Raw genomic sequence first — 13324 nt, forward strand, 5'->3', positions numbered from 1 at the left:
ATTATCTTGCTATACAAAATAAGAGGAGGAAATAATATGGCAATCGCAATGGCAGTTTTAAAATTTTTAGGTGGAATCATCCCATTAGTAGGAGAGCTTTTAAAAGCAGTAATGTAAGTTCATTATTCCGCAATTGCAATTATATATATATAAATATCATACGAATGATCTGTATATCAAGAATGAATTGATGTGCAGATCATTTGTGTGAGCAAACTTTAAACAAGAAAAAGAATCCCAGAAATCATAAGGGATTCTTTTTCTTTATGTAATTACGGCATTAACATTTTTGCTACAGATAATGATGTCCTATGTAAACTTTATATGTATAGGTTATTCATAGTTTAAATAAGATGATTTTTTAATATATTTGTCGAATTATTTGTTGTTGCAACATATTAATTAAAGCGAGGTTTATGAGTTATGATTCGGTTAATCGAGGAAACAGATGCAGAACCTTTTTTAGAATTATGTAGAAAGATTGATGAAGAAACGGAATTTATGTTATTTAAGGAAGGGGAGAGAACTACTACAATTGAACAACAAAAAAGTGCTATCAAAAGAATGTCTCAATCTTCTAATTCAGCTATTTTTGTTGCTGAGATTGAAGATGAATTAGTAGGATACTTGATGGCAATTGGTGGTCAACCTAAAAGAATTAGGCATAGTGTTTATATTGTTGTTGGTGTAACTCATGAAAATAGTGGAAAAGGAGTTGGAACTAAGTTATTTAAAGAACTTGAAAATTGGGCAAAGACTTTTGGTGTAATCAGATTAGAGTTGACTGTAAGAGTAAATAATACATCAGCTATTTCTTTATATGAGAAATTAGGTTATGAGATTGAGGGCATAAAAAGAGGTTCTTGTGTTGTTGATGGAGATTTAGTTGATAGTTATTATATGTCTAAGATTTTAAATGTATAGGTTTTACTTCTGATAACGAATCTTATGTCATCAACGCTTATAATAAGATAACAAAATGTAGAAAAGTAAAAATTTCGTTTAGGGGGTACCTCAAGACCTTAGCTTGATGGCCATGTGGTACTACCCCTATGTGAAATGTAGTAATTATTATTGTACTTGGACACAATTCATTTACTACAGTATTAAGTATATCACTTACATCATGTATCTTTTATAAAGAAGTATGTCGAATTCAAGAATATTAGTTTTATATGAAAAAGAAATATATAACCTTGAAATTAAAGTCTTTGCAATTGTCCATATTTTTATTTCATATAAAACTTTCTAAATACAGATAAAATGATAAGTATAGAATCATTTCATCTGTATTACAATAACTATGAGCTTTCTTCTTTTGTTAGATGACTATGTTTTTTCGAATAAACAAAGTATACAACTACTCCAATTGCTAACCAAACACCAAAGTACACCCATGTTGTTAACGGTAAATTTAGCATTAAGAATAAACAGCAAACAATTGAAATGATCGGCAAAATTGGTACAAGTGGTACCATAAATCCACGCTGTAATTTCGGATGTGTTTTACGAAGGATGATAACTGATACACCAACCATCGCAAACGTTAATAGCGCCCCAATATTCGCTAAATTCGACAATTCTTTTAAATCGATAAATCCAGCAATTAAAGCACTACCAATCCCTGTTAACCAAGTTGAAAATGTTGGTGCTTCTGTCTTCTTGTTAATTTTCGCGAAAGATTCTGGCAATAAACCGTCACGACTCATTGCAAAGAATACACGTGTTGTTGCGTAAATATAAGCAAAAATTACAGCCATAATACCAATTACAGCTCCAATAGCAATTACACCAGCTGCTTTATCTTGTCCTACAACTTCTAATACATAAGCCATTGCTTCTGGTACATCTAACTCTTTATAAGAAACCATACCAGTCATAACAAGACAAACCACAACATAAATGATTGTACAAATAACTAACGAAGCAATGATACCAATTGGAAGGTCACGTTGTGGATTTTTCACTTCTTCTGCTGAAGTTGCTAATGCATCGAAACCTAAGAAAGCAAAGAATACTGCTGCTCCTCCGGCAAAGACTCCACTTAAACCATACGGTGCAAATGGTACCCAGTTTTCTGGTTTTACGTAGAATACACCAACCGCAATGAATAAGATAACAATAGCAATTTTGATTAATACCATTGCGTTATTCACACGTTTACTTTCTTTCGTACCACGTGATAATAGCCATGTTAGTACTAACGTAATGACTACTGCTGGTAAGTTTACGATACCACCTTGTGATGGAATCGTTAACAGTTCTTTTGGAATTTCTAATCCAAATCCACTTATCAAGTTATGGAAATAACCTGTCCATCCACCAGCTACTGCTGCTGTTGTTACAACGTATACCGATAGTAAGGTCCATCCCATTAAATGGGCTACAAACTCCCCAATTGTAGCATAAGAATATGTGTATACACTACCTGAAACAGGAAGTGTAGAAGCAACTTCTGCATAACATAATGCTGCAAATCCGCAAACAATAGCGGCAATCATAAATGAAAAAATAACTGCTGGACCAGCATCTCTTGCTGCTACTAATCCAGTTAATACAAGAACGCCTGTACCAATTATTGCGCCAATTCCTAGCATTGTTAAGTCAAATGCCCCTAAATTTTTTGACAAAGTTTTACTTTTACTTTCTTCTAACAATTGCATAACAGATTTCTTTTTAAACAGGTTGGCCATGATATATGTCCCCTTTTACCAAAGAAGAGCTAAGATGTCTTCTCCTAGCTCTTCTTTGGTAAAATTAATTTATTTTATAAGATATTCAAAGAGTTATTTTACTTCATTCGCAACAAAGAAATGCTCACATACACTGGAAATGCGTTTTAAGTCCACATTTCCACCTGAAATAACCGCTACTACTTTTTTACCTTTTGTATATTGATCAACTTTTCCTGCAAGAAGAGCAGCTGTAGCTAATGCTCCAGCTCCTTCTACAACAGCTTTTCCACGTTGTAGTAAGTCTTTCATGGCTACTTCTAATTCCTCTTCTGATACCGTTACAATATCATCCACTAATTCTTTAACAATTTCAAAGGTTAAGTCTCCTGGTATTTTAACAGCACATCCATCAGCTATTGTTGGTGCTTCATAATGGGATACAATTTTTCCAACATCATAAGAAGCTTTCATTCCATGGACATTATCAGCTTGAACACCAATAATATTAATTGATGGATTAAATGATTTAAGTGCAACTGCAATTCCTGAAATAATACCTCCACCACCAATAGGCACAATTACAGTATCAACATCCCACATATCATCAAGAATATCTAAACCAATTGTTCCTTGGCCAGCCATTACCTCTACATCATCGTATGGATGTAAATATGTTTCTCCTGTTTCCTGTATAATCTCTTCACATTTAGCCTTAGCATCATCAAAGGTATCCCCATGTAAAATAACTTCAGAACCATATCCTCTGGTAGCATCAACTTTGGCTTGTGGTGCAGAAATTGGCATAACAATTTTACTTTTGATTCCAAGTAAATGAGAAGATAATGCAACACCTTGTGCATGATTCCCAGCTGAACAAGCAATCACACCATGTGCTTTTTCTTCATCTGTTAAATTTGAAATCTTATTAAATGCACCACGAAACTTAAATGATCCAGTTAATTGCATATTTTCTAACTTCAAATGAATTTCTCCACCCGTTTTACTCGTCAAATAAAATGATTTAACAAGGGGAGTCTTACGTGCATTTCCAGAAAGAATTTGTTGAGCCTTTTTTATATCACCAATGTTAAGTGGTAAATTTTTGTTAATCATAGTAACACTTCTTTCAGTGGTTTATAATCTAACTCTAATGTCTTTCCTAAATTCTCATAGGTAATAAAACCTTTATAAATGTTTATACCAGATGCTAAAGCCGGTTTAGTATTTATTGCATTTTCTAATCCCTCTTTAGCAATTAATAATAAATATTCAATATTTCCATTTGCTAAAGCCATGGTCGAAGTACGTGGGGTGGCACCAGGCATATTTGGTACAGCATAATGGATTACATCATGCTTAATAAATATAGGGTTATCATGTGTTGTATAGTGATCAACTGTTTCAACTGTTCCACCTTGGTCAATTGCAATATCAACAATAACACTGCCAGGTTTCATTGATTGAACCATATATTCTTTTACAATTTTCGGTGGTTTAGCTCCTGGTATTAAGATAGTTGAAATAAATAAGTCTGCCTCTTTTATATGCTTTTCTAAGTTTTCAGTATTGGATTCAATAACCTCTACAGAATCATTCACATATCTTTCTTTTAAATAAGCAATTTGTGTTTTGTTTAATTCTAGAATAGTCACATGGCAACCAATTCCAATTGCCATATCACATGCATTAATAGATGCATTTCCTCCACCTAAAATGACAACATTTCCAGCAGGGATACCCTCAATTCCTGATAATAAAATCCCTTCTCCTTGATGTTGTTTTTCTAGATAATAAGCTCCCATAAAGACTGCACGGCGGCCAGCAATCGCACTCATGGGCTTTAACAGAGTCAAAACACCATCTTCACTAATTGTCTCTCCAGCAATTGCAGTAGTTCCTGCTTGTCTCATTGCTTCAACACACTCTTTAGAAGCTGCTAGATGTAAAAATCCCCATACAATGAGATCTTTTTTAAAGTAGTGATATTCTGCAGATAGTGGTTCTTTCACTTTGACTACCATATCGACGTCCCAGGCTTCTTTTTGAGTTACTATGCTTGCACCTGCATTTGTATATTCATCATTAGTATAACCAGATCCTAATCCAGCATCTTTTTGTACCAAAACTTGATGTCCCTCTGCAACTAATTTTTGAGCATTTTCGGGAGTCATTCCCACACGAGATTCACCTTTTTTTATTTCTTTTACTACTCCGATTTTCATACTCACACTTCCTTTTGAAATTAATATATCTAACAATTTAAATAAAAAATGACAAGTACACCAAACTTATTATGTGTATACATGCTATTTTTCATTTATCTCGCTGTTTTGCCCCTACAAGATAGCAAGATTCAAAACCCTAAGTCAATCAATTTGTGAAATCATTCACAAAATGTATTTATTTGCTCGGTAATAAAATTCTATCTTGAAAATTATTATTGTATAGCATTTTAGTCTGTGCTAGACTTTGTCACGAATAACATCTCTTCTGAATTTAAAGCAACTTATCATTATGTAATACAAATTAAAAATCTGTGCGTTGAGTATTAAATGTGTTATGAAGACTTCTCTACTAGAAGCATGACCAAACACATTTGTGAAGTATCTCACAAATGTGTTTGGTCATTAGTACTCATTTTCTATTCCTAATTCTAGGAAAATATATATTTAATTAGATATTCAAGTTTAAGCTTAAAAATATTATGTGAAAAACTAGGGATAATATCTAAATATGAGAACACCAAGTGCTGCGATTCATTAGAGATTTTGTTTATTTTTATAAAACAGGAGTGATTGTTATGTCACAACAACAACTAAAAAAAGAAATTGGTTTCTTTGCTGCTTTGACTACAGTTATTGGTACCGTAATAGGGGCTGGTGTTTTTTTTAAACCAACTGCATTATATGGTATCACTGGTACAGCCAGTTTAGGGTTGCTCGCATGGGTTATTGGCGGAATATTAACTGTTTGTGCAGGATTAACAGGGGCTGAATTATCGGCTGCTATTCCAGAAACAGGTGGTATGATGGCTTATTTAAAACGTACTTACGGAAATTTAACAGCATTTTTACTAGGTTGGGCTCAAACCGTCATTTACTTTCCAGCAAATATTGCAGCACTTGCTATTATTTTCGGAACCCAAACTGTTAACCTGTTTGGATTAAATGCTAATGAAAATAAAATGATGATTGTAGGAATTGCTGTTATAACTGCAACCTTTGTAACTCTTATGAACTTTTTAGGTGCTAAAGCTGCTGGAGGGATCCAAACCGCTTCCACTATAGGTAAATTACTTCCTTTAGCTCTTATTATTATTTTTGGTTTGCTATACAAAGGTGATGTAACTTTTCAATTGTACCCAATTGAGGCAGGACCAGATAAATCTTTTATATCCGCTCTAGGTTCTGGCTTACTTGCAACCATGTTTGCCTATGATGGATGGATACACGTAGGGAATATAGCTGGCGAAATGAAAAATCCCAAAAAAGATCTACCTAAAGCAATAATACTAGGATTATCAATAGTTACGGTCGTTTATTTATTAATTAATATTGCATTCCTAATGGTTATGTCTGCAACAGCACTTGCAGGAACTGATACACCTGCATCTGAGGTTGCAAAAATTCTTTTTGGTACAATGGGTGGAAAACTAGTTAGTATAGGTATTTTAATATCTGTATTTGGTACAATTAATGGATATATTATGACAGGTATGAGAATTCCTTATGCTATGGCATTAGAAAATAAACTACCTTTTAGTAAATGGTTTGCTACATTATCTAATAAGAGCAGAGTTCCTTATAATTCTGGAATATTTGTCTTGTTGGTTTCAATAATCATGATGCTTATAGGAGGGTTTAATACGTTAACAGATATGTTAGTATTTGTTATATGGATATTCTATACAATGACATTTTTAGCTTTATTCATTTTACGTAAAAGAGAGCCAGAACTTGCACGTCCTTACAGGGTACCCTTATACCCGATTGTACCGACGATAGCTTTATTAGGTGGCTTATTTATAGTCTTTAATACATTATTTACACAAACATTACTAGCCTTATGTGGAATAGGACTAACGGCTTTAGGCCTTCCAATTTACTTTATAATGCGTAATAAGCATATTGATGTAAAAACAGAGGATTAAATTGTTTCCAAATGTACGTTATCAAGACCTAAATTAAAAAAATCCCAATAAATAAAGGACAATACATATTTTATATGACTAATATGTATTGTCCTTTATTATTTAATTAAAACACCCGATAGTTTAATAACAGACTTCCCCTCCAGGCAATGTAAATACGTCAAACCCATCGTTTCCTTGTAATGTCCATCCTTCAAAGTAACTGCTAGCGTGAAATAATTCAAAGGTTAGATTATCTTCAAACTTGATAATAAATATTAGTTGTTCATAAAAAGAAAGGTTTAATATCTTCTTAGAAATAAGTAGTTTTTTTACGTTTTTATGTGAGAACTTTTTTGGTTCGGAAATACAATCCGTTTCACCTAGCACAATTTCTTTACCTTTACGAATTCTCCAAGGGCATTCGACCATTAGCCATCCTTTTTCAAAAATAATACTTAAAGATAGATTTTCTTCAGTATTTATATCTGTTACAACTTGACCGATAAAATAGCTAAAGTCTATTTTACTTAAAAATTCCACATTCAACCAACTCCTAAAAAGGCACTTCTAAGAACAATAATTCCACAATAAAATTTGTACTCCTTCTTCAACTATCCTGCACAGTTAGTGAAATAAGAAAGGTGAGTAAAGCTCTTATCGTAGCCTGAATTTTTTTGTATACATCCGCATATGCCACTTTCAATTGCTCTCGAAGCTGCTTGTTTTCCTCTTCTACTCTTTGATTCTTCGCTTCAATGATTTAATGATGGGGGTCTGTTGCAAAGTTTTTTTACACATAGAGACATGGGAAGATTGTGGTCAAATTTTATGAAACCGATAATAAATTCTGTAATTCGTTATACGTCGAAAAGACGGAGTCTGATTGAAGACTTCGTCTTTGTTTGTATATGGCATGAAGCGTTTCTATCCCTTTTATCGTATGTGGGGCATGACGAAGACTTTGAAATCCTAAGGAACGAGCGAAACGGCGCTTCACGTGTCGATGATCTTGCTCAATGAGATTATTGAGATATTTTGTTGTACGATGAAAGGTATTTTTGTAAAAGTCTATTCTCTGTAATTTTTTAAATGCGCAAATTAAGGAAGGAGCCTTATCTGTAGTCAGAACCGTATTTATCTTCCTAAGTCTATTAAAACGCCATAATTCCCTACTCTTGGTTTAGAAAGTAGGAAATATTTTTTGTAAAGGATTTATCGTTTTTTCTCAAAGCACTACATTTAGAAAGAATAACATTTTTTACACTTGGGGGTAGTTGGATTTCTTAAGTTGATGGGCATGTGGCGGCACCCTGAAAAGAAGTTCCTTTTTTCTGAAAAATGTATATAAATGCAAAATTAATAATAAATACCCAAAAGGATTTTATATTTCCTTAATTTATTCCTTTCCATCTACATTAATCATTTATTACAACAGCTTTCACGTTTAAAATAAGATGTTTCAACAAAGGAAAATATAAGTATCTTTATAATGAGTTCCCAATATAATCAATGTGTTAATCAAAGGAACTCTGTGTTATTTTTATTTTTTTATTAACTAATACAGCTTCAAACAATGGACACAATTGCTACATGCCAAGTGTAATTTATTACCCATTCAAAATTCTGTTTATTCAATCTTTCTAAAAATAAAAAAATATTAAACTCATAAATATACAAGTTATAATGAGGGCGTCGAGAGATAATCTATTACCTCTGGAGAAAATATCAAACCTGGTTCTGGTGCAAAATTCTAAAGACCTTGCAAGTAATCTTCTAAAATTGGACATACTGATACGATTACTCTAAGAAAGGTGTGTGATCAGAAGGGAAATTTATTCAACATGAAAATGGAAGCGTTATCATCCAGATCTTATTTTGAATTGGTCATTCTAATAACTTAGATTCAACTGCAATTAAAAATAATAAATTATGGGGGTGCTTATATGAACATGAATGTAGCATCTATTAAAGAAAAAAAGGTTGTTAAATACAAAAGTTGTTTTGATGTGATTGGGCCGGTAATGATAGGTCCTTCAAGCTCACATACTGCAGGTGCTTTAGCTATTGGAGCAGTTGCCAATAAATTATTTCAAGGTCTTCCAAAAAAAGTCGTGGTAAGGTATTATGAATCATTTGCTGAAACCCATAAAGGACACGGAACTGATTTTGCAATTATTGCTGGAATATTAGGATTTGCTACCGATGACAGCAAAGTGCCAGATGCTATTAAAATAGCAGAATCTAAAGGCATGGACATTACCTTTATTGAAAAAGCAGGTGATAGTCCTGCTGGTCATCCAAATACGGCAGATGTATATTTAGAAGATGAAAATCGAAGTATTAGAACGGTGGGTATTTCGGTCGGCGGCGGATTAATTGAAGTCAAACATGTTGAAATTGACGGATTTAGCTTAGATCTTCAGGGCCCATTGCCAGTTATTATTGCGATTTCCGAAAGAGCTGACTTTGAATTTGTCTTACGCAGGATCTTTAAACAATATGATGTGGAAATTAACGACTTTCATAGTTTAGAAGAAAGCGGAAAATATTTATATGCATTCGCTTTGGATTCGCTATTGTCTGGTGATGCTCAGAAGGAATTGGGAAGTTTAAGCAGTCTAGCTAATATCATTATTCTTTAGTTACATTAAGGGGTGAAAAAATATGTATATGACCATAAAAGAAATTGTGGATGCAGCTAATAAAAGGCAAAAGCCAATTTATGAATTAGCAATCGAACAGGAAATCGAACAAACTAAAACTTCTTATGAAGAAGTTTGGAGTAAAATGGAAAAAAATTTAGCGACTATGGAAAATGCCATAAATAAAAGTATCGAGGGCGACGGGGTATTTTCTCCGACTGGTTTAACCGGAGGCGATGCTGTTAAAATAAAAAAATATCGAGAAAACGGAAAAACTCTTTCTGGAGATTTGATGGTGTTAGGGATTCAAAGTGCTATCGGTGTTAATGAAGTAAATGCTTCATTAGGGGCTATTTGTGCGACTCCAACAGCAGGTGCGAGTGGGACAATCCCGGGAGTCCTATTTAGTATTAAAGATACGTTTCAGTTAGGTCATGAAGATATGGTCCATTTTCTATTCACTTCATCTTTATTTGGAATGATAGTCGCAAATAACGCTTGTATTTCCGGAGCGTACGGAGGATGTCAAGCTGAAGTAGGCAGTGCCTCAGCAATGGCGGCGGCTGCAGCGGTAGAAGCTGCTGGAGGAACGCCACAGCAATCTTCTGAAGCTTTCTCAACCGCATTACAAAATTTACTCGGTTTAGTTTGTGATCCGGTCGCTGGTTTGGTAGAAATTCCTTGTGTAAAGAGAAACGCCATTGGAACGGCAAATGCTTTAGCAGCAGCGGACATCGCATTAGCCGGCGTAAACAATATCATCAATGCTGACGAAGTTATTGAAGCGATGTATAGAGTTGGAAGACAGATGCCTCGCGAATTAAGAGAGACAGGTTTAGGCGGAATTGCGGCCACACCTACAGGGATTGCCATTAAAAGTAAAATTTTTGGAGAGAAACAATTAAATAAATAAATAAACGGTTATTTGAAATATTGTGAAATAGTTAACAATTCTGTTCTCTATTGTTCTCCTAAGGATGTCTGTATATTAAGAGCCATTGTCATTAAAATATACTACTATACAATTAAAATATACTACTATATAATTAAAATGCTTTGTAAACGTTAACAAATTCATCAGGTTGATGACTAGCGAATTTTTCGATTTTGATCAACTTAGAAGAAGGACACAAGATGTGGAGCATCTTGTAAGTAATTCATTTTTCAAGAATGGTCTATATTCCTAAGCTTTAAAAAGAGACGTAAGAATAGGATACAAGGAGGAATTATTATATGAATGGGAATACTGCAAAAACAATAGAATTTCAAGCTGAAAATACTGCAGTAAAAAATGAGAAATATCCAGACCCTAAAAAGTGGCATAAACAGGATACTACCTGGGCATTGAGCCTTTTTGGAACAGCAATTGGAGCAGGAGTACTCTTTTTACCTATTAATGCAGGTTCAGGTGGTTTATTATCATTACTGTTAATTACTATACTTGCATATCCTGTTATGTATTACTCACATAGGGCGCTTGCTAAAATGATATACGCTTCCAATTCTGCTGATGAGGGGATTACAGGTACAATAAGAGAGTATTTCGGAAATAAGGCAAGTATAATTTTTAACATAGTATATTTCGTCTCAATTTATACTATCGTGCTGATGTATTCGGTTGCACTTACAAATACTGCAAGTAGTTTTATCGTGCATCAATTGCACATGCAGGAGCCTCCAAGGGCCATTTTATCACTTGTATTAGTACTCGGTCTTATAGCTATACTAAATTTTGGTCAAGATATCACTGTAAAGATAATGAGCATGCTAGTATACCCTTTCATAGCTTCTCTACTTTTTATCGCAATATCTTTGATTCCAAAGTGGAATACGTCAATGCTTAGTTTTTCAAGTGTTTCTACTGCTTCAACAGGAACAGGATATTTTGGAACGATATTGATGATACTACCAATCATAGTATTCTCGTTTAATCATTCTCCTATGATTTCGTCATTTGTTATGAAACAGAGAGCTACCTATGGAATAGAAGCTACTGATGCCAAATGTGCTCAAATACAAAAAGTTTGTTATATCATGACATTCGTTGTTGTTATGTTCTTTGTTTGGAGCAGTACCTTGAGTTTGACTCCAAATGATCTTATAATGGCAAAAAAAGAGAACTTGTCAATCCTATCATATCTTGCTAATGAGCTTAATTCGCCTATAATCACTATTGCAGCTCCTATCATTGCTTTTATGGCCATAACAAAGTCCTTCCTTGGCCATTATATAGGAGCATATGAGGTAATGCGTGACATGATTATCAAGTCCAGTAAAACACGCGGAAAAGATATAGGAGAAAAAACAGTTAAGACAATGATCCTTACTTTTGTCGTATTAACATGCTGGTATGTTGCTTATGCAAATCCAAGTATTCTTGGAATCATTGATGCCCTTAGCGGTCCGTTAGTTGCTGCTATCTTATGTCTATTACCAATGTATGCGATCCGTAAAGTACCAGTACTAGCTAAATACAGAGGGAAAATGAGCAATGTATTTGTCATTATTATAGGTATACTTACTGTCCTAGCAAGTATTAAGTCATTATTCTAATTCACTATTGTTGGTTCTGGTGCAAAAATAGTGGGATATGAAAAAAGAACGAAAGATCCTAGCGGAATTGAATTTTCAGTTGTTAAACCAAAGAGATCATGGATAAGATATATCTATTTTTGGACAGACTTCTCACCTTGGGGAGTTTGTCCTTTTTTGATCATATGCATAACTTCTATTCCAGCAATCACTTTTTTAGCTGTTTGCAATGATTTTAATCCAAGCATATTGGGGTGCCGCCCCGTCGCCATCAAGCTAACAAAACAAAATACCCCCTAAAATGAAAAAATACGCTATTATTTCAATGTAATAATAAAGGTATAAGAAATACATACATAGAAAAAATATAATAGACAGAGGTAATTATAAGATGATTTTAAAACTAGCATTTATACTTTTTGGAGTACTCTTAGTATTATGGGATATATATAGTACTAAAAAATATGAAACATTTTTAGACAAAATCACTGGAATAGGACAATTTTTAGCCGGAATTGCATGTATAATTATAGGGATTTTAAACTTTATAAATGAAAGTAAACTTTTGAATATTAATTTACTTTCAGTGATGGGAGTAGCACCACTTGCCCATGAACCTAATATTTTGGAGTACCGCAAAACAAAAATTTCACCTCACCACAGTTGTCTATGAGAATTCAGTTCATTTTTTTGTTTTAGGGAACAATTAATTTCCAATACATGTCTTAATGCGAAAATGTGATATTTCATTGACCTTACTCAGGTATGCAATATTGCATATAAGAATGTATTGATAAAAATGTAAGCGCTTACTATAATGAAAGCATAAAGATAAATCACATCTTAGAAACAACAAAAGAGGAGGAAATAATATGACAATCGCAATGACAATTTTAAAATTTGTAGGTGGAGCACTTCCATTCGTTCAAGAACTTTTAAAAGCATTTATGTAAGTTCACTATTTAGCAATTATTTATAAATAATTATCATACCTTAATACGAAAAAAAGGAAGGAGTTGATTTTTTTGAAAATCAAGAAAAATACTAAGGGAATAAAATTACTAGCATGTTTATCAATTGGCTTATGCACTATTAATTATTCTTCTATTTCCTTCGCTGAAACAAAAACAAGTAATGCAGCTGATGCAACAAAAAAAGCTATTAACATTGATACTGGCATAGCAAATCTTAAGTATAATAATCAAGAGGTTTTAGCAGTAAATGGTGATAAAGTAGAGAGTTTTGTTCCGAAAGAAAGTACAAATTCAAATGGTAAATTTGTAGTAGTTGAACGTGAGAAAAAATCACTTACAACTTCACCAGTCGATATTTCGATTATTGAT

At 33.5% G+C, this 13324-nt stretch carries 11 protein-coding genes and 2 pseudogenes; 7 read left to right on the forward strand and 6 right to left on the reverse strand.

From position 1 onward, the window contains the following. Positions 1 to 423: 423 nt before the first annotated feature. Positions 424 to 924 carry a GNAT family N-acetyltransferase gene (locus tag C564_RS0129135; RefSeq protein WP_018767856.1) on the forward strand — a complete coding sequence of 167 codons (501 nt, stop codon included), beginning with the start codon at positions 424 to 426 and terminating at the stop codon, positions 922 to 924. A gap of 377 nt (positions 925 to 1301) precedes the next feature. On the opposite strand, the gene C564_RS0129140 is transcribed toward C564_RS0129135, so the two are convergent. The 3 genes from C564_RS0129140 to ald form a co-directional block, all read right to left on the reverse strand. Then, positions 1302 to 2693, reverse strand: coding sequence for an amino acid permease (locus tag C564_RS0129140; RefSeq protein ID WP_018767857.1), 1392 nt, complete (start codon positions 2691 to 2693; stop codon positions 1302 to 1304). Positions 2694 to 2786: 93 nt separating this feature from the next. Further along, entirely contained in the window at positions 2787 to 3788 is a 1002-nt protein-coding gene (gene tdcB, locus C564_RS0129145; protein WP_018767858.1) for a bifunctional threonine ammonia-lyase/L-serine ammonia-lyase TdcB, read from the reverse strand. Further along, positions 3785 to 4897, reverse strand: a complete 1113-nt coding sequence (gene ald, locus C564_RS0129150) for an alanine dehydrogenase (protein WP_018767859.1) — start codon at positions 4895 to 4897, stop codon at positions 3785 to 3787. Before ald ends, tdcB begins: the two co-directional genes overlap by 4 nt. 578 nt (positions 4898 to 5475) lie before the next feature. Here ald and C564_RS0129155 point away from each other — a divergent pair. Beyond that, a complete protein-coding gene (locus tag C564_RS0129155; protein ID WP_018767860.1) occupies positions 5476 to 6825 on the forward strand; it encodes an APC family permease in 1350 nt (449 codons plus the stop codon). A gap of 123 nt (positions 6826 to 6948) precedes the next feature. Here the strand turns inward: C564_RS0129155 and C564_RS0129160 are convergent, their stop codons facing one another. Then, positions 6949 to 7347 carry a hypothetical protein gene (locus tag C564_RS0129160; protein ID WP_018767861.1) on the reverse strand — a complete coding sequence of 133 codons (399 nt, stop codon included), beginning with the start codon at positions 7345 to 7347 and terminating at the stop codon, positions 6949 to 6951. A gap of 286 nt (positions 7348 to 7633) precedes the next feature. Then, positions 7634 to 7939 (reverse strand): annotated as a pseudogene (locus C564_RS35760) (DDE-type integrase/transposase/recombinase); the annotation flags it as partial. 811 nt (positions 7940 to 8750) lie between these two features. On the opposite strand from C564_RS35760, the gene sdaAB reads away from it, so the two are divergent. The 3 genes from sdaAB (at position 8751) to C564_RS0129180 (ending at position 12002) form a co-directional block, all read left to right on the forward strand. Continuing rightward, a complete protein-coding gene (sdaAB, locus tag C564_RS0129170) occupies positions 8751 to 9449 on the forward strand; it encodes an L-serine ammonia-lyase, iron-sulfur-dependent subunit beta (protein WP_018767863.1) in 699 nt (232 codons plus the stop codon). 22 nt (positions 9450 to 9471) lie between these two features. After that, positions 9472 to 10362, forward strand: a complete 891-nt coding sequence (gene sdaAA, locus C564_RS0129175; RefSeq protein ID WP_018767864.1) for an L-serine ammonia-lyase, iron-sulfur-dependent, subunit alpha — start codon at positions 9472 to 9474, stop codon at positions 10360 to 10362. A gap of 320 nt (positions 10363 to 10682) precedes the next feature. Next, on the forward strand, positions 10683 to 12002 hold the full coding sequence (locus tag C564_RS0129180; RefSeq protein WP_003203867.1) for an amino acid permease: 1320 nt from the start codon (positions 10683 to 10685) through the stop codon (positions 12000 to 12002). Between the two features lie 113 nt (positions 12003 to 12115). On the opposite strand, the pseudogene C564_RS36470 reads toward C564_RS0129180, so the two are convergent. Beyond that, a pseudogene (locus C564_RS36470) lies at positions 12116 to 12232 on the reverse strand (IS6 family transposase); the annotation flags it as partial. A gap of 140 nt (positions 12233 to 12372) precedes the next feature. Here C564_RS36470 and C564_RS32950 point away from each other — a divergent pair. Both C564_RS32950 and C564_RS0129200 read left to right on the forward strand, forming a co-directional pair. After that, a complete protein-coding gene (locus C564_RS32950) occupies positions 12373 to 12654 on the forward strand; it encodes a hypothetical protein (RefSeq protein ID WP_018767866.1) in 282 nt (93 codons plus the stop codon). 343 nt (positions 12655 to 12997) lie between these two features. Beyond that, positions 12998 to 13324 (forward strand): thiol-activated cytolysin family protein (locus C564_RS0129200; protein ID WP_196811513.1); only part of this gene is annotated, 327 nt, incomplete at its 3' end.

The organism is Bacillus sp. 105MF (assembly GCF_000374885.1).
GTDB lineage: Bacteria > Bacillota > Bacilli > Bacillales > Bacillaceae_G > Bacillus_A > Bacillus_A pseudomycoides.